Annotated in this window: 15 protein-coding genes; 8 read left to right on the forward strand and 7 right to left on the reverse strand. The window is 70.8% G+C overall.

Annotation, left to right across the window (positions count from 1 at the left end; all coding sequences use genetic code 11):
* Positions 1–138: 138 nt before the first annotated feature.
* The 8 genes from IEZ11_RS26960 to IEZ11_RS26995 all read left to right on the forward strand — a co-directional run bounded on the left by IEZ11_RS26960 (position 139) and on the right by IEZ11_RS26995 (position 9692).
* On the forward strand, positions 139–714 hold the full coding sequence (locus IEZ11_RS26960) for a TetR/AcrR family transcriptional regulator (protein ID WP_229713401.1): 576 nt from the start codon (positions 139–141) through the stop codon (positions 712–714).
* Entirely contained in the window at positions 711–2675 is a 1965-nt protein-coding gene (locus tag IEZ11_RS26965; RefSeq protein WP_189265475.1) for a S9 family peptidase, read from the forward strand. Before IEZ11_RS26960 ends, IEZ11_RS26965 begins: the two co-directional genes overlap by 4 nt.
* Before the next feature lie 15 nt (positions 2676–2690).
* The gene (locus IEZ11_RS26970) at positions 2691–3941 is read left to right on the forward strand and encodes a metal-dependent hydrolase family protein (RefSeq protein WP_189265476.1); all 1251 of its coding nucleotides are present in this window, start codon (positions 2691–2693) and stop codon (positions 3939–3941) included.
* Positions 3942–4048: 107 nt separating this feature from the next.
* Positions 4049–5500, forward strand: a complete 1452-nt coding sequence (locus IEZ11_RS26975) for a fumarylacetoacetate hydrolase family protein (RefSeq protein ID WP_189265477.1) — start codon at positions 4049–4051, stop codon at positions 5498–5500.
* Positions 5501–5542: 42 nt separating this feature from the next.
* Complete coding sequence (dapA, locus tag IEZ11_RS26980; protein WP_189265478.1) at positions 5543–6481, forward strand: 4-hydroxy-tetrahydrodipicolinate synthase; 939 nt, start codon at positions 5543–5545, stop codon at positions 6479–6481.
* Positions 6478–8055, forward strand: coding sequence for a 5-carboxymethyl-2-hydroxymuconate semialdehyde dehydrogenase (gene hpaE / locus IEZ11_RS26985; protein ID WP_189265479.1), 1578 nt, complete (start codon positions 6478–6480; stop codon positions 8053–8055). Before dapA ends, hpaE begins: the two co-directional genes overlap by 4 nt.
* The gene (gene hpaD, locus IEZ11_RS26990) at positions 8048–8911 is read left to right on the forward strand and encodes a 3,4-dihydroxyphenylacetate 2,3-dioxygenase (protein WP_189265480.1); all 864 of its coding nucleotides are present in this window, start codon (positions 8048–8050) and stop codon (positions 8909–8911) included. The genes hpaE and hpaD overlap by 8 nt, the downstream gene beginning before the upstream one ends.
* 91 nt (positions 8912–9002) lie before the next feature.
* A complete protein-coding gene (locus IEZ11_RS26995) occupies positions 9003–9692 on the forward strand; it encodes a GntR family transcriptional regulator (protein WP_189265481.1) in 690 nt (229 codons plus the stop codon).
* Between the two features lie 302 nt (positions 9693–9994).
* Here IEZ11_RS26995 and IEZ11_RS27000 read toward each other — a convergent pair whose 3' ends face one another.
* Genes IEZ11_RS27000 through IEZ11_RS27030 form a run of 7 tightly spaced genes read right to left on the reverse strand, consistent with a single transcriptional unit; the run spans position 9995 to position 16657 of the window.
* Complete coding sequence (locus IEZ11_RS27000) at positions 9995–10783, reverse strand: IclR family transcriptional regulator (RefSeq protein ID WP_189265482.1); 789 nt, start codon at positions 10781–10783, stop codon at positions 9995–9997.
* A 53-nt stretch (positions 10784–10836) separates the two neighbouring features.
* Positions 10837–11679: a fumarylacetoacetate hydrolase family protein gene (locus IEZ11_RS27005; protein WP_189265483.1), complete on the reverse strand. Its 843-nt coding sequence runs from the start codon at positions 11677–11679 to the stop codon at positions 10837–10839.
* Positions 11676–13397 carry a bifunctional 3-(3-hydroxy-phenyl)propionate/3-hydroxycinnamic acid hydroxylase gene (locus tag IEZ11_RS27010; protein WP_189265484.1) on the reverse strand — a complete coding sequence of 574 codons (1722 nt, stop codon included), beginning with the start codon at positions 13395–13397 and terminating at the stop codon, positions 11676–11678. Before IEZ11_RS27010 ends, IEZ11_RS27005 begins: the two co-directional genes overlap by 4 nt.
* Before the next feature lie 39 nt (positions 13398–13436).
* A complete protein-coding gene (locus IEZ11_RS27015; protein ID WP_189265485.1) occupies positions 13437–13928 on the reverse strand; it encodes a VOC family protein in 492 nt (163 codons plus the stop codon).
* Positions 13929–13965: 37 nt separating this feature from the next.
* Positions 13966–14766, reverse strand: coding sequence for an SDR family NAD(P)-dependent oxidoreductase (locus tag IEZ11_RS27020; protein WP_189265486.1), 801 nt, complete (start codon positions 14764–14766; stop codon positions 13966–13968).
* The gene (locus IEZ11_RS27025) at positions 14763–15797 is read right to left on the reverse strand and encodes a branched-chain amino acid ABC transporter permease (protein ID WP_189265487.1); all 1035 of its coding nucleotides are present in this window, start codon (positions 15795–15797) and stop codon (positions 14763–14765) included. Before IEZ11_RS27025 ends, IEZ11_RS27020 begins: the two co-directional genes overlap by 4 nt.
* On the reverse strand, positions 15794–16657 hold the full coding sequence (locus IEZ11_RS27030; protein ID WP_189265488.1) for a branched-chain amino acid ABC transporter permease: 864 nt from the start codon (positions 16655–16657) through the stop codon (positions 15794–15796). The genes IEZ11_RS27025 and IEZ11_RS27030 overlap by 4 nt, the downstream gene beginning before the upstream one ends.
* Positions 16658–16670 lie beyond the last annotated feature (13 nt).

Genomic DNA, 16670 nt, shown 5'->3' on the forward strand with positions numbered 1-16670 from the left:
CGGGCGTTCCTTCCTCAAGGAGGCCGAAATGCCTGGGGCCGATCAAGGGCCGCGATGTGATAGCATCATCATGATAACTTCGTTACCGCAACTCGACAAGGGGGAGCGTTGACTGAACAGAAGGAGCGGAAGTGGCCTGTGCGGTCCGCGGCCAAGGCCCGGTCTCGTCAGGCACTCCTTGACGCAGCACGCGAACTCGCCGCGAAGGAGGGGTATCAGGCCTGTTCCGTCGACGCGGTGGCAACGCTGGCGGGCCTGACCTCGGGTGCCATCTATTCGATCTTCGGAGGAAAGCGCCAGCTCTTCGCGGCCGCGCTCGCCGACTACTGGGTACTGCCGAGCCTCCACGAGGTCGCCGAGCCCGGAGCCCCGCTGCAGGAAGTCATGTACGCCTACGGTCAACACTACGGAGAGTTCATGTCCGGACCGCTCGCGGTGGCCGCGATCGACCTCGGCATCGAGGACGTGGCCCACCGGCGCAAACACCCGCAGGACGACCAGCACAACCCGACTTCCGAGATCAGTCGGTTCGCGGCCGAACTCAGTGAATACGCCGATGCCGCCGGAGAGACGCTCCCGCTCGCTCCCGAGGAGCTCGCCACCGTGATCGACCGGAGCCTGGGCGGCCTGGCCCTCGCCCGCCTGCAGACGAACGAGCCGGCCGGCACGCTGTTCGGGTACGTCGCCGCCTCCCTCATGCGGGGCCCCGCGTGAACCCGAGCCAAGTCGCGGCGCTCTTCCAGATCAGGCAGCCCACGCTGTCGCCCGACGGAAGCCGGGTCGCGTTCGTCGTGCAGAGCGTCGACGAAGCGCACAACCGGTACCGCAGCCGGGTCTGGGTGGCCCCGACGGACGGCAGCGAACCCGCCGTACCCTTCTCGCCGGCCGGGTCCGACGCATCCCAACCGGCCTGGTCGCCGGACGGCACCCGCCTCGCGACGATGTCGATGACCGTCGACAACGGCACGGTGCGCGCGGAGATCGGAATCTCCTCCCCCGACGGATCGGGCGAGTCACGACAGCTCGACATCGTCGGCGACGGTCCGCACGGCCTGTGCTGGTCGCCCGACGGAAACCACATCGCCTACACCGCACGCGCGAGCGATCCGCGATACGGCGTCCCCGAGAACGCACGTCCACCCCTGCGTGTCACACGGCTGTTCTCCCGAATAGACGGCCTGGGGCCGGTGGCGGACCGCCCGCTCCACGTGTTCACGGTCGCCGTGGACGCCTCCGAGCCGGCTCGCGATCTCACCCCGGGCGAGTTCTCCCTGCACAGCCATGAGTGGACGCCCGACAGCGGAGCCCTGGTGGTGAACGGCGCGACTCACGCGCGCTGGGACCTCGACCTGCGCACGGACATCTTCGAACTCTCCACGGGAACCGGTGAGTTGAGGACGATCAGCGCCACGGACGGCTCCTTCCAGAACCCCTCGGTGTCCCCTGACGGCACCCGGGTCGCCTTCCTCGGAGCCGACGACATCGAGGACTCGCCCCGCAACACCCATGTCGGGCTCATCCCGATCCAGGGCGGCGAGCGGCGCTGGATCTCCCGTGGCCTCGACCGGAACTTCGCGCCGTATCCCGACATCCAGAGCCCGCGCTGGCTGGACGACGCCACGATTCTCGTGACGGCCGAGGACCGCGGAGACGTCGCCCTGTACCGGGTCGACGCGGACGGTTCCTCGGCACCGGTCCGCCTGGCCGGGGACGGCGGATGCGTCACCGGGTACGACAGCGCTGCCGGTGTGATCGTGTACGCGCTGTCGACGCCCACCAGCCCGAGCGAGCTGTTCGCCGTCCAGGCGGACGGCAGGGTGGAGCGACTCACGGATCTCGGTGCGGCGTTCATCGCCGACACCTCGCCCCGACAGGGCGAGCACTTCGTGGTCCGCTCGACGGACGGCACCGTCGACATCGACGCGTGGATCCTCACTCCCCCGGACTTCGACCCGCACAAGTCGTACCCGATGCTGCTGAACGTGCACGGCGGTTCCTTCAGCCAGTACGCGAACCGGTTCTTCGACGAGTTCCACGTGCAGGCGGCGGCGGGTTACGTGGTCGTCTGGTCGAACCCTCGGGGAAGCTCGGGCCGGGAGGAGGCGTTCGGACGCGCGATCCGTGGCCACGCGCTCGGCGGCACCGGCTGGGGAAGCGTGGACTACGCGGACCTCATGGCCGTCACCGACACCGTCATCGAGCGGTTCCCGTTCGTCGACCCGGACCGGATGGGAATTCTCGGCGGGAGCTTCGGCGGATTCCTGACGTCGTGGACGATCGGCCACACGGACCGGTTCGCGGCCGCCTGCAGCGAACGCGCCGTCAACAATCTGCTGACGATGGAAAGCACCAGCGACATCGCCGGCGTGCTCCGGCACCACGTGGGCACGAGCCACCTCAAGGACCCGGAAGCGTACCTCGCGATGTCGCCGATCACGTACGCGCAGAACATCACGACGCCGTTGCTCATCCTCCACGCCGAGTCCGACCTGCGCTGCCCGATCGAGCAGGCCGAACAGCTCTTCGTCGCCCTCCGGACCCTTGAACGGGAGGTCGAGTTCGTGCGCTTCTCCGGCGAGGGCCATGAGATGTCCAGGTCCGGATCCCCGCTGCACCGCCGCCAGCGGCTGGAAATCGTCCTCGAGTTCTTCGGCAGACATCTCACGCCCGCCTGACCCTGGGAGACAACGGTGTCCCTTACGTTGCACAGCGCGACCCTCATCGACGGAACCGGCGGCGACACGATCACCGGCGCGAAGGTGGTCGTCGATGACGGGCTGATCACGTCGGTCGGCGCCGGCCCGTCGTCGGCCGGCGAATCGCTTGACCTGTCCGGTCTCTGGCTGCTCCCCGGTCTCATCGACCTCCACACGCACCTGGGTCTCGCCGAGCCCGATCCGCCCGGCTGGATGCCGGCCGCCGTCGTCGCCGCGCAGATCTTTCGCAACGCGGAACTCTGCCTGGAAGCCGGGTTCACCACCGCGCGCGAACTCGCCGGCGCCGACGGCGGCCTCAGGGAAGCGATCGACACCGGACTCGTGCGCGGTCCGCGTCTGCTGCCTTCCGGGCCGCTCCTCTGCCAGTCAGGCGGCCACGGAGACGCGTCGAACTCGCCGTGGACGTCCGCGATCGACCACCATCACGGCCCGCAGGTCAACACGGGCGGGATCCCCGGCCTGACGCAGATGTCCGCCGTCTGCGACGGACCGGACGGGGTGCGTCTGGCGGTACGGCGCGCGTTCAAGCGCGGCGCGACGCAGATCAAGATGTGTGCGTCGGGAGGCGTTGTCTCGCTCTCCGACAGCCTCGACGACACGCAGTTCACGGTCGTCGAACTCGCGGCCGCCGTGCAGGAGGCACGCGCCCGCGGGACGTACGTCACCACCCACGCCCACAACGTGCACGCCATTCGGAACGGGCTCGAGGCGGGCGTGGCATGTTTCGAACACGCCACCTTCCTCGACGAGGACACCGCGATGAAGATCGCCGCGGCGGACGCGTCGATCGTGCCGACGATGACGGTGGCGGTCCTCATGGCCGGCAAGGCCGAGGAATGGGGAATCCCCGAGGCGGTCCTGCCGCGGCTCGACGGCCTGCGGGACGCGATGGCCGAATCCATCAGGCTGGCGTACCGGCACGGAGTACGGGTCGGGTCGGGAAGCGACCTCACCGGCCCGGAACAGGTGGACCGCGGACGCGAGATCGCGCTGAAGTCCGAAGTCGTCGGCCCGATGGAAGCGATCATTTCGGCCACCCGGACCAACGCGGAGATCATCCGGATGTCCGACCGGATCGGCACCGTCGAAGCGGGCAAGATCGCGGATCTCGTGGCGCTCGACTTCGATCCCCTGCGCGAGCCGGAGAAGTTCGCCGACCAGAGCCATGTGGTCCTGGTCGTCAAGGACGGCCACGTCGTGAAGGACACGCGCCACCGAGCATGACCTCGCAACGGGCGGGACCGGTCGATCGGCCGGGGCTGGGACTCCACCGATCACCTTGATCATATTCGATTCCATAGACGATTTTCGCGATCGAGGGAGCTTCACCCATGCCCCATCCACTCGCCTTGGCCCCATCCAAGATCCTCGCGGTGCACCTCAACTACCGCAGCCGTGCCGACGAGCGAGGCCGGACACCCTCGTTCCCCTCCTACTTCCTCAAGCCGCCCTCGACGCTCTCGGGTGACGGCGACCCGCTGGTCCGCCCGCCCGGCTGCGAACTGCTCGCCTTCGAGGGCGAGATCGCGCTGGTCATCGGCGAGCGCGGGCGCCGCATCCCGGTCGAGAGCGCCTGGGACCACGTGCGGTGGGTCACGGCGGCCAACGACGCGGGGGTCTACGACCTGCGGTACGCCGACCGCGGGTCGAACCTGCGCTCGAAGGGCATCGACGGATACACACCCCTCGGCCCGACGCTGCTCGACGCCCGTGCCATCGCCCCCGCCGATCTGGCGCTGCGCAGCTGGGTCAACGGCCGGCTGGTCCAGGAGGCGGGCTCCGACGACTGGCTGTTCTCCCTCCCCCTGCTGGTCGCCGACCTCTCGCGGCTGATGACGCTGGAGGAAGGGGACGTCGTCCTCACCGGCACGCCCACCGGTTCCACCGTGGTCCACCCCGGCGACACGGTGGAGGTCGAGGTGACCGCGGGCGCACTCACCACCGGCCGGCTCGGCAACACGGTGACCGAGGGCGAGGCGCCCCTCAGCCCCATCGGCGCCCTGCCACGCGGGGGCGCCGGCGTGCGGGCGGAGGCCTACGGCGGCCGTCCGGCGGCAGGCGGCCTGTCGGCCGAGCAGCGTGCGCTGCTGTCGAGCGTCTCCACGGCCACCCTCAGTTCCCAGTTGCGCCGACGCGGTCTGAACAACGTGTCCGTCGACGGCCTCACCTCGACCCGCCCCACCCGCCGCATGGTGGGCGTCGCCCGGACGCTGCGCTACCTGCCGCTGCGGGAGGACCTGTTCGCGGAGGTCGGCGGCGGGATGAACGCCCAGAAGGCCACCGTCGAGAGTATCCGGCCGGGCGAGATCCTGGTCATCGAGGCCCGGCGGGACCCCACCTCGGGCACCATCGGCGACATCCTCGCCCTCCGTGCCCAACTCCGGGGCGCCGAGGGCATCGTCACCGACGGCGGCGTACGCGACCTGGCCGCCGTGGCGGACCTCGACATCCCGACGTACCACGCGGGGGGACACCCCGCGGTGCTGGGCAGACGGCACGTGCCGTGGGAGGGCGACGTCGCGATCGCCTGCGGCGGAACCCTGGTCCGGCCGGGCGACATCGTGGTCGGCGACGGCGACGGGGTGCTCGTCATCCCGCCGGCGCTGGTGGACGAGGTCGCCCGGGACGCCGTCGAACAGGAGCGGCAGGAACGCTTCATCGCTCAGCGGGTCGCGGCCGGCAGCCCGGTCGACGGCCTGTACCCGATGAACGAGGAGTGGTCGGGGCACTACCGGGCCTGGTGCGCGGCGGGCGAGCCGGACGGGCGCGAAGACCGGCGGTAAATCATATACGATTTCATACACGGCAACAGGGAAGGTCATCCGATGAAGTTCCGCTCCGACCCCGCACGCCTGAGAGGCGCCTTCACAGCCCTGGTGACCCCGTTCACCCCGGAGTTCGACGTCGATCTGGACGGGCTGCGCTCCTTCTGCCGGTGGCAGCTCGCCAACGGCTCCCACGGTCTGTCCATCGGCGGTTCGACCGGTGAGCCCGGCGTGCAGAGCGTCGACGAACGCGTCGCCGCCATGCGGGTGGTCGCCGAGGAGACGGCCGACGGCGTCCCGTTCCTGCCGGGCACCGGATCACTGAAGCTCGACGAGACGCTGGCCCTCACGGGCGCCGCCCAGGACCTCGGCGCCGACGCCGCGCTCGTCGTCACGCCGTACTACGCGCGCCCCACCCAGGAGGCGCTCTACCAGTGGTACTCCCGGATCGCCCGGGAGTACCCGGACCTACCGCTCGTCGTCTACAACGTGCCGGTGCGCACCTCGGTGGAGATCGCCCCGGAGACCGTGTACCGGCTGCGCAGGGACCACGACAACATCGTGGGCATCAAGGAGACCACCAAGGACTTCGAGCACTTCTCCCACGTCTACCACCTGTGCGGGCGTGACTTCCTGATGTGGTCCGGCATCGAACTGCTGTGCCTCCCCCTGCTCGCTCTCGGCGGCACCGGCTTCATCAGCGCGCTGTCCAACCTCGCCCCCGGCGCGGTCGCCCAGATGTACGACCACTACGCGGCCGGGCGCCACGAGCAGGCCACCGAGCTGCACTACCGGCTGCACCCCCTGGTGGACCTGCTCTTCGTCGAGACCAACCCGGCCCCGGCGAAGTGGCTGCTCGAACAGCAGGGCGTGCTGCCCTCCGGCGCCGTGCGCCCGCCGCTCATCCCCCCGACCGAGACCGGTCGCCAGCAGATCCTCTCCCTGTTCGACCAGGCCCGCGGCCTGGTTCCCGGCCCCCTGGAGGTCGCAGCACGATGACCGGCACCACCACGACACAGGAACCCAGCGCGCGCCCCGCGGGCCTGCCCGCCCTGATCACGCACCACATCGACGGCCGGGCCGTGCCGAGCCTCGGCGGCGAGACCTTCCCCGTGCTCGACCCGGTCACCAACGAGCCGTACACACGGTGCGCCGCCGGCCAGTCGGCGGACGTGGACCGCGCCGTCGGGGCAGCCCGCCGGGCGTTCGCCGAGGGGCCGTGGCCGAGGCTGAAGGCCCGCGAACGCTCGCGGATCCTCTACCGGATCGCCGAGGGCATCGAGGCCGCCGACGCCCGGCTCGCCGAGCTGGAGGCCTACGACACCGGTCTGCCCATCACCCAGGCCCGGGGCCAGGCCCACCGCGCGGCGGAGAACTTCCGTTTCTTCGCCGACATGATCGTGGCCGGCCACGAGGACGCCTTCCAGGTCGGCGAGGACCAGGTCAACCACGTGATCCGCAAGCCGATCGGCGTCGCGGGCCTGATCACGCCGTGGAACACCCCGTTCATGCTGGAGAGCTGGAAGCTGGCCCCCGCGCTGGCGTCCGGGTGCACCGTCGTGCTCAAGCCCGCCGAGTGGTCACCGCTGTCGGCGAGCCTGCTCCCGGAGATCATGGCGGAGGCGGGCGTCCCGGCCGGTGTCTTCAACGTCGTCCACGGCATCGGCGAGGAGGCCGGCGCCGCCCTCGTCGACCATCCGCGGGTGCCGCTGATCTCCTTCACCGGTGAGACGACCACGGGCCGGATCATCGCGGAGAACGCGGCCAAGCACCTCAAGGCGCTCTCCATGGAGCTGGGCGGCAAGTCGCCGTGCGTGGTCTTCGCCGACGCCGACCTCGACGCCGCGGTCGACGCCGCCGTCTTCCAGATCTTCAGCCTCAACGGCGAGCGCTGCACGGCCGGGTCCCGGCTGCTCGTGGAGCGTCCCGTGTACGACCAGGTCGTCGCCCGGGTCGCCGAGCGGGCCCGCAACGTGCGCATCGGACTGCCCGGGGATCCGGACACCGAACTGGGTGCGCTGATCCACCCCGAGCACTACGCGCGGGTGCGGGAGTACATCGAGATCGGACAGCGGGAAGGCGCCCGGCTGGTGGCCGGCGGCGACCGCCCGCAGGGTCTGCCCGAGGGGAACTTCCTCAACGCCACGGTGTTCGCGGACGTGAAGCCGACCGACCGGATCTTCCAGGAGGAGATCTTCGGCCCGGTCCTGTGCGTCACCCCCTTCGACACCGACGACGAGGCCGTCGAACTGGCCAACGCCACCGCGTACGGCCTGGCCGCCTACATCTGGACGAACAACCTGTCCCGGGCCAACACCCTGGCGCGGGAGATCGAGTCCGGAATGCTGTGGATCAACTCGCAGAACGTCCGGGACCTCCGCACTCCCTTCGGCGGTGTGAAGGCCAGCGGCATCGGCCGCGAGGGCGGCCGGCACAGCATCGACTTCTACAGCGAGTCGCACATCGTGCACACGGCGCTGCGCAGGCTGCCGGTCCCGAGGTTCGGAACGGGTCCCGCGAAAACGCCGGAAGCACCCCAAGCACCGGAAACACCTGGAGCCCGCCTTGGGTGACATCGTCCTCGCCTCGAAGATCACCCACGTGCCGTCGATCTGGCTGTCACTCCAGGAGGGCAGGCACCACGGCATCCGACGCCATGCCGAGGAGGCGCTGACCGAGGTCGGCCGCCGGGCCCGGGAGCGGCGGGTGGACACCCTCGTCGTCGCCGACACGCACTGGCTGAACAGCTCGGGATTCCACCTCAACGCCAAGGCGCGGCACGAGGGCACCTACGCCTCCCACGAGCTGCCCCACTTCATCCAGGGGCTGCGCTACTCCTATCCGGGCGACCCGCAGCTCGCCGCGCTCATCGGCGAGGAGATCAGGTCCGGCGGGCAGAAGTCCCTGGTGCACGACATCCCTGAACTGGGGCTGGAGTACGGCACCTTGGTACCGATGCACATCATGAACAGCGCGGAGCCCAGGATCCGGGTGCTGCCCATCGGCTGCAACATGTACTCCACCGCCGAGGAGAACATCCGCGTCGGCGAGGCCGTCGCCCGGGCCGCCGGCCGCAGCGACCGCCGGGTCGGTTTCCTGGCCAGCGGCTCCATGTCGCACCAGTTCCCCACCAACGCGCTGACCGAGGCCTATCTCGACCGGATCACCTCGGACTTCAACGCCGAGATGGACCACACCGTGCTCACGATGTGGCGCGAGGGCCGGATCGCGGAGTTCCTGGAGCTGCTCCCCGACTACAACGCCCGGTGCAGCGGCGAAGGGGCCATGGCGGACACCGGAATGCTCTTCGGTGTCCTCGGGGCCGCCGACTACCACGGCCGCGGCGAGCAGCTGTGCGACTACTTTCCCAGCACCGGAACCGGTCAGGTCGTCGTCGACTTCAGCCTGGAGTCCGCCGCGCGGCGCTGAGCCCGTCCCGGAGCAACTCGGCGCCCCCCAGGGGGTGGCCTATCATCACGGGACGGTCGCAGGGGTGCGCCGGAGCACGGTGAGGCAGGAAATGGCGTCCAGGACCACTGACGAGAAGCGGCTGTCGAAGTCCGAGTCCGCGTACCGGGTGCTCAAGGAGCGCATCGTGGGCGGCGTCTACGCCTCCGGTCACCGTCTGGTGCTCGACCAGCTCGCCAAGGAGTTCGGGGTCAGCGCGGTTCCGGTGCGCGAGGCCGTCCGGCGCCTCGAAGCACAGGGGTACGTGCGGTTCGAACGCAATGTGGGCGCCGAGGTGATCGGCATCGACCCCTCCGAGTACGCCCACGTGATGCAGACCCTCGCCTATCTGGAGGGCGCCGCGACCTCGCTGGCCGCTCCCCTGCTCACACCGGACGACCTCGCCCGTGCCCGGCAGCTGAACGAGGAGCTGCGCGGCTGTCTGGAGGATTTCGACCCGGTCGGCTTCACCAGGACCAACCAGCGCTTCCACCGGTTGCTGTGCGGCCGGTGCCCCAATCCCCATCTGCGTGAGCTGGTGGAGCGGGACGCGGAACGCATGAGCATGATCCGTAGTTCCACGTTCGTCTTCGTACCGCTGCGGGCCCGTGAATCGGTCACGGAACACCACCAGCTTCTCGACCTGCTGGAGACCGGTGCCCCGGCCCTGGAGATCGAGGTGGCGGCGCGGGACCACAAACTCGGCACCCTACGGGCGTTCCTGGAGTCGGGGGCAGGCCGGCCCTCGCGACTCAGCCACTGAACGCGCAGAAGACGACCGTGCGGACCCACCCCGTCGATCACGAACTCATCCAGGCCGCAGCACACGTGGCTCGCCCTCGCATCGCTGTGGGCGACCGCGACCGAACGCGGAGGCGGGTCACCGACCCCGCACCGCAGATTCAAGAAGAACGCTCCGGACCGGTAGGAGGAGATCCACGAGCGCCGACGCGAGGCGCACTCCGCACGCCGTATCCGTGTCGAGCGCGGGCATCGCCCACCTGACGTCACCGCGTGGACGAGCGGGCCCGTGCCGCGCCGAGGACCTGCCCGGGCGACGCGGCGTCAGGCGGCGGCCAGGGCCAGGCGTTCGCTGATCTCGCCTGCCACGGCCAGTACTTTCTGGGCGACCTCGGCCTCCGCCTCCGGGTACAGGCGGGAGGCCAGGGCGGCCACGCTCACCGCCGCCACGACCTGTCCGCCCTGGCTCCGGATCGGCGCGGAGATGCCCACGACGTCGAGGTCGAGTTCGCCGCGGGTGACGGAGTAGCCGAGTCGGCGGATGCGGCCCAGGCGTTCGACCAGCGCGTCGACGTCGGTGAGGGTGGCCGGAGTGAAGCGGCGCAGTTCGGCCGCTTCCAGGAGCCGGCGTGCCTCGTCCTCGGGGCTCCAGGCGAGCAGGACCAGAGCCGCGGCTCCGGCGTTGAGGGGCAGCGCGCTGCCCCGTTCGTAGGAGATGCGGACCGCCCGGGTCTCGCTCTCCGCCCGGTCCACGCACACGACCAGGTCTCCCGTGCGGCGGGTGAGCAGCACGGTCTCCCGCACGTCTTCGGCGAGCGCCTGCATCGAGGGGAGGGCGACCTCGGAGAGGCCGTAGCTGCGGCGTGCCAGCCGGGCGATCTCCAGGACCCGCAGGCCGAGCCGGAACCCGCCGCCGGGCGCTTCTTCGAGGAAGCGCCCGGCCACCAGGCTCTGGAGGTACCGGTACGCGGTGGAGCGGGCGACTCCGAGCCGTTCGGCCACCGCGGTTCCCGAGACGACGAGGTGGGTGTCGTCGAACATGGTCAGGATGTCCAGGGCCCGGTCGGCCGTGGAGTTGCGGTCGCGGTAGTTGGGGGACGCTGTTCCTGACATGCCGGACACTGTATCGGCTGGGCGCGGTTCGGTGGGACGAGCGCCCGCCGGGGTCACAGCCGGTCCTTGACGACGGTGTTGCGCAGTCTGCCCATGCCTTCCACGGTCGTGACGAGCTCCTGGCCGGGCCGCAGGAACACCTTGGGGTCGCGGCCGGCTCCGACGCCGCCCGGGGTTCCGGTGAGGATGAGGTCTCCGGGCAGCAGCGTGATGATGGTGCTGACGTAGGCGATGATGTCGGCGACGTCGAAGAGCAGGTCACTGGTGTTGGACTTCTGCATGGTGTGGCCGTCCACGCTGCAGGAGACGGCCAGTCCGGCGGCGCCGGGCGGCAGTTCCTCAGGAGTGACGAGTGCGGGCCCGACGGGGGTGGTGGCCTCGAAGGTCTTGCCGGAGAGGAACTCCCGGGTGCGGTGCTGCCAGTCCCTGACGGTCACGTCGTTGGCGACCGTGTAGCCGGCCACGTGTTCCAGGGCCTTCTCACGCGCGATGTGACGGCCGGGGCGTCCGACGACGACCCCCAGCTCGACCTCCCAGTCGAGGTCGTCGCTGACCGGCGGCATGTGGATCTCGTCGTGCGCGCCGACGAGGGAGCCGTCGAACTTGGCGAAGAGCGTGGGGTGGGCGGGGGTCTGCCGGCCCATCTCCTTGATGTGGGTCGCGTAGTTGAGGCCCAGACAGACGATCTTGTTGGGGTGGGGCACGACGGGGGCGAAGGACGCGCCGTCGAGGGGGACGCGTTCCCCGTCCTCGGCGGCCAGCCGCGGCCAGTCGTCGCCTGCGGCCAGCAGCGTGCCGACGTCGGCGTAGGGCAGCAGGACGAGTGTGTCCCCGTCCTGCCGGGCGGCGGTGGTGGCCCGGACGTTGCCGGAGAGACGGACGGTGCTCAGTTTCATCGGGTGACTCCTTCGATGCCGGTGTCGGCGTGGCTGCCAGAGGCGAAGGCGGGGAGAGGGGGATCCGCCGCGGGGGCGAACGCGAAGCGGCGAAGCTCCTGGCCGGCCTGCGCGGCTCGATGGGGCGCGAAGACCGCCGCGACCACACGGTCCGGCCGTACCAGGACGAAGTGCCCGGCCAGGTCCTGGAGGAATGCCCGGAGGCTGCCGTCGGCGTCCGTGATCCCGGGCCGGCCGGTGCCGCGGTCGAGTGTCAGGTCGCCGGTGACCACCTCCACCTCGGTCGCGCACGGGAGGCCGGCCTGTCGCGCCGAGGTCCACTCGGCTTCGGTGAGGCCCACTCCGAGCAGGCTCCAGCCGGTGCCCAGTACGTCGTCGAGCGGAATGAGCCGGTAGCCGGGACCGTGCAGTACGTGCGGTTGTGGAAGCAGCGTGCCGACGAGCGGGTGCGCCCGCTTCTCGGGCCGGACGACGGCTCCGGTGCGCACCCGGGTGTCGGGGCGGTAGCGCATCTCGGTGAAGTAGCGGCGTCCGGGGCCGGTCAGCAGCGCGGCGCGCACCAGCAGATCCCGCAGGTGCGCTCGCGGGCGGCTGGTGGTCATGACGGTCCGGCCGAGCCGCACGGAAAGATCGATCACGGCTTGGGCGTGCGGCCGGCGTTCCAGGTCGTAGGTGTCGAGGAGGGAGTCGTCGGCCCGCTCGGCCAGTACCTCCGCGAGTTTCCAGCAGAGGTTGGCCGCGTCCCGGATGCCGGAGTTGAGGCCCTGTCCGGCGAACGGGGGCATCATGTGCGCGGCGTCGCCGAGCAGGAAGCAGCGCCCCACCCGCAGCCGCTCGGCGAGCAGCGCGTGGAAGCTGTAGGCGACGGCGCGCTCCACCTGTTCCGGGGTGATCTCCCGGTACGGCCGGAGGAGACGCCGCACGAGATCGAACGCCGGCTCCTGACCGGCCGCGCCCTCGCCGGGCCGGAGCAGGAACTCGTAACGGCAGCGGCCGTCACGTCCGGGCACGATCACGGTCGGGCGGGACGGGTCGCCGATGTGCATGCCGTAGCGTTCACGGTGCGGGTCGTCCAGGGTGTCCAGTACGAGCCACACGTCGTCGGGGAAGCTGTGTCCCCGCATCGGCACGGACAGCAGCCGGCGCACGGTGCTGCGTCCGCCGTCGCAGCCGAGCACGTAGCCGACGGTGAGTTCCTCGGTGTCTCGCCCGCCGTCCGGCCGAAGCGTCACCCGGACCCCGTGCGGGAGCTGGGTGAGATCGGTCAGTCCGGTGCCGAACCGCGCCTCGACGTCGGGGTGCCGGACCAGTTCGGCGCGGAGCACGCGTTCCAGGTCCGGCTGGGCGAAGGGGTTCTTGAAGGGGTGCCCGAAGCGCCGGTCGCCGCTGCCCCGGGCGTGTACCAGGGGACGGCCGGCCACGCCGAAGTACTTGGTGCCCGTGCCGGGCACGATGATCGGGTACACGGCGGTGGCCAGGCCGGCGGACTGCAGGGTGCGCAGTGACTCGTCGTCCAGGCTGATCGCCTTGGCGGCGTCGCTGGTGGTGGCGTTGCGCTCGACCAGCAGAACCCGTACGCCCAGCGAGCCGAGGAGGTGGGCGGCGGTCAGGCCGACGGGGCCCGCGCCGACGATCAGCACGGCGGGGCCGTCGGCGGCCGGAGCCTGCGCCCGGTCCTGGGCCGGAAGGGGGCCGGTGCCCGGGGTGGGTTCGGTCATGGAGTGGGCTCCGTGGTGGTCTCGGGACGGGCGTCGGGCTCACTGGACGGGCTGATACGCGGGCCCCCCTTCGGTCAGCAGCCGCTCGGCCTCGGCGAGGATCTCCTCGGGAGACCGGTCGAGGTCGATCGTCTTGCGGAAGGGCTGGCGGACGTTCCGCTCCAGCCGCAGATAGACCTCGTTGCGATTGCCCTCGGGGTCGAAGAAGTAGATCCCGATGGCGTTGCCGTGGGTGACCTCCTGCTGCACCTCGATCCCCTCGGCCCGGAAACGGTGGTGGAAGTCGATGACCGACTCCAGGGAGTCCACCCGCCAGGAGACCTGGTGCGTGAGCTTCGCTCCGTCGGGTGCCGTGCGGCCGCGCTGGAGCACGAACTCGTGATGCTCCTCGTCGGGGCGCGAGGAGAGAAAGACGATGCCCCGTTCCTCGTCCTCGTCGGTGACGGTCAGGCCCATCACCCGGCTGTAGAAGTCGCGCATCCGCTCCAGGTCGTGCACCCAGAAGCCGGTGTGTCCGAGACCGGTGATCATTTCTGATGTCCCTCCTTCAGGACTGCTATCTCTTTTTTCAGGACATGTTCGGGGTGAGGGGCGCCATGCTCAGGTCCACCGCGGAGACACCGCAGTCCGCCATGAGCACCGCCCCCGTGACGACCGCCGAGCGCGGCCCCGCGAGGAACGCGACGACCTCGGCGATCTCCGCCGGCTCCGCCGCCCGGCGCAAGGGCACCAGCGATCCGGCCCGCCGGTACGCGGCATCGCGGTCCAGACCGGATCGTGAGCCGAGTTCGTCCATCACGCGGTCGAGCATCGAGGTGCGCACGGCCCCCGGGCAGACCACGTTGGCGCGTACCCCGAGGGGGCCGAAGTCGGCGGCCAGCGACCGGGTGAGACCGATGAGGGCGTGCTTGGAGGTGGTGTAGGCGACCGCACCGGGGACGGCGAGCGTCCCGGCGAGCGAGGAGACCAGCACCACCGCCCCACCGGTGTCGATCAGCCCGGGCAGTGCCTGGCGGGTCGTCACATAGGCGGTGTCCAGGTTGGCCCGCAGTGTGTCCTGCCAGCCGGGCTCCGGGTCCAGGGCGGTGCCGAAGGTACCGATCCCGGCGCAGCACACCACGGCGTCGAGCCGTCCCCCGTTCCGCAGCGCCGCGTCGACCGCGCGGTGTGCGTCGTCCTCGTCGGCGGCGTCACCGGGAACGGCGGTCACCCCGGGCAGTCCGGCGACCCTGACCAGACCTGGATCGTCCGGCCCGAGGGCCACCACGGTGGCTCCCCGCTCGGTCATCAGCTCCGCGGTGGCGTATCCGATGCCGCCACCGCCGCCGGTGATCAGCACGGTACGGCCGGCGAACTCCCGCGTACTCATGCGACGTCCATCGCGAGGGTCTCGGTCCCCGAGGGAACGGTCTCGTCCTCGTCGCCGCGACCGGTCACCGGGCGGCCGGTGCCGGGGCGCGGGCCGAGCAGGCGGCGGGCCGTCCGGCAGAGCAGTGGCCACACGCCCTGCGGCGCGAACCGGACGATGGCGATCAGCAGGACACCCTCGATCACCAGGGAGAGCGTCTGCTCGCTCTGCAGTTCGCGGGTGAGGCCGTAGTAGACGACGGCCACGCCCAGGAGGGGACCCAGCACGGTGCCGGTCCCCCCGACCACGGTCATCAGCACGGCGTTGAGGCTCCACGACACGCTGGCCACGCCGTCCGGCGAGATGACGACGAACTGGAAGGCGATCACCGCCCCGGCCAGCCCGGTGATCGCGCTGGAGGGCAGCAGCGCGGCGAGTTGGTGGCGGCGGACGGCGACGCCGAGTCCGGCCGCGGCCGGTTCGTTGTCGCGGATCGCCGCCAGCCGGATCCCGAAGGCGCTGTGCCGTGCGTGAAGGGTGAGTGCCATGGCGAGTGCCGCCACGATTACGGCGAGTTGGAAGAGGTTGCCGCCGCTGGGCACCGCGTCGACCGGCAGGGTCACACCGCTGGCGCCGCCCGCCCAGTCCCAGTTGCGGATCAGTGCCTGGAGGGCGATGGCGATGGCCAGGGTGCCTACGGAGAAGTAGTCGCCGCGCAGTCGCAGGAGTGCCGCGGACAGCAGCAGAGCGAGCAGCATGGCGACGACCGGTGCCGCCGCCACGGCGAGGGGCCAGCTCAGGCCGGTGTGGACGAGCAGCAGTGCGGCCGCGTAGCCGCCGGTCGCGACGAAGGCGGCGGAGCCCAGCGAGACCAGGCCGCCGAAGCCCGCGAGGATGTTCCATGCCTGGGCGATGGCCAGGTAGCACAGCAGGGTGACCCCGAGGTCCAGCGTGCCGTGGTCGAGTACGCCTCCGAGGGCGAAGCAGACCACGGTGGAGAGCAGCAGCGCGGCCGCGGGCCACCAGCGCCGCGGCGTGGGCGTAGGTGTCATCCGGCATACGCCTTTCGGAACAGGCCCTGCGGACGGACCGCGAGGACGAGGAAGAAGGCCAGGTAGACGACCACGTCCCGCCAGCCGCCGCCGAAGAGGCTGACGCTGACGGACTGCAGGACACCGAGCGCCACGCCCGCCGCCAGCACACCGCCCACGCTCCCGATGCCCGCCAGGGCCATCACGGCGAAGCCGGTGAGCAGCAACGGCAGGCCACTGCTGGGGGTGAAGCTCTGGGCCACGCCGGTGAGCACTCCGCCGGCCGCGGCGAGGGCCGCCGCGCCGGCGAAGGTCATGGCGTAGACGCGGTCGACGTCGATCCCGAGCACGGCCGCGGTGTCGGGGTCGGCCGAGGCCGCCCGCAGCGCGCTGCCGGCCCGGGTCCTGGTGAGGATCAGGTGGGTCCCGGCGCACAGGACGACGGTGAGCCCGAAGGCGATCACGTAGACGGTCTGGACCCGCACGCCGAGCACGGACAGGCCGGTGTCGGCGTAGGAGGCGGGCAGCGCCTTGGGGTGGGTGCCGAAGGCGGCCTGGAACAGCGCCTGCGCCAGCAGGGACAGGCCGAAGGTGGCCACCAGCGGGGCACTCTTGCTGCCCCTCAGCAGTGGGGTGAGCAGGTAGCGCTGCAAGGGGTAGGCGATCAGCGCCATGCCGGCCATGGCGAGCGGCAGCGCGGCCAGCGGATCCCAGCCGGCGTCCACGACGAGCAGCGAGGCGAGGTAGGCGCCGCCGATGACGAGTTCGCCGTGTGCCAGGTTCATCAGTCCGAGCACCCCGAAGACCAAGGAGATTCCCAGGCCGATCAGGGCGTACAGGCCGCCGGCCAGGATGCCGGCGGCGAGCACGTCGAGGCTCATGTCTCGACTCCCT

The sequence above is a fragment of the Streptomyces fuscichromogenes genome (genome assembly GCF_014645815.1).
Classification (GTDB): Bacteria; Actinomycetota; Actinomycetes; order Streptomycetales; family Streptomycetaceae; genus Streptomyces; species Streptomyces fuscichromogenes.

Excerpts from the sequence above, each read along its gene's own strand:
- IEZ11_RS27010 (WP_189265484.1), bottom strand. The coding sequence starts at position 13,397 with ATGACCGAACCCACCCCGGGCACCGGCCCCCTTCCGGCCCAGGACCGG.
- IEZ11_RS27025 (WP_189265487.1), bottom strand. The coding sequence starts at position 15,797 with ATGACACCTACGCCCACGCCGCGGCGCTGGTGGCCCGCGGCCGCGCTG.
- IEZ11_RS27015 (WP_189265485.1), bottom strand. The coding sequence starts at position 13,928 with ATGATCACCGGTCTCGGACACACCGGCTTCTGGGTGCACGACCTGGAG.
- IEZ11_RS27030 (WP_189265488.1), bottom strand. The coding sequence starts at position 16,657 with ATGAGCCTCGACGTGCTCGCCGCCGGCATCCTGGCCGGCGGCCTGTAC.
- IEZ11_RS27020 (WP_189265486.1), bottom strand. The coding sequence starts at position 14,766 with ATGAGTACGCGGGAGTTCGCCGGCCGTACCGTGCTGATCACCGGCGGC.
- hpaE (WP_189265479.1), top strand. The coding sequence starts at position 6,478 with ATGACCGGCACCACCACGACACAGGAACCCAGCGCGCGCCCCGCGGGC.
- dapA (WP_189265478.1), top strand. The coding sequence starts at position 5,543 with ATGAAGTTCCGCTCCGACCCCGCACGCCTGAGAGGCGCCTTCACAGCC.
- IEZ11_RS27000 (WP_189265482.1), bottom strand. The coding sequence starts at position 10,783 with ATGTCAGGAACAGCGTCCCCCAACTACCGCGACCGCAACTCCACGGCC.
- IEZ11_RS26995 (WP_189265481.1), top strand. The coding sequence starts at position 9,003 with ATGGCGTCCAGGACCACTGACGAGAAGCGGCTGTCGAAGTCCGAGTCC.
- IEZ11_RS26975 (WP_189265477.1), top strand. The coding sequence starts at position 4,049 with ATGCCCCATCCACTCGCCTTGGCCCCATCCAAGATCCTCGCGGTGCAC.
- IEZ11_RS27005 (WP_189265483.1), bottom strand. The coding sequence starts at position 11,679 with ATGAAACTGAGCACCGTCCGTCTCTCCGGCAACGTCCGGGCCACCACC.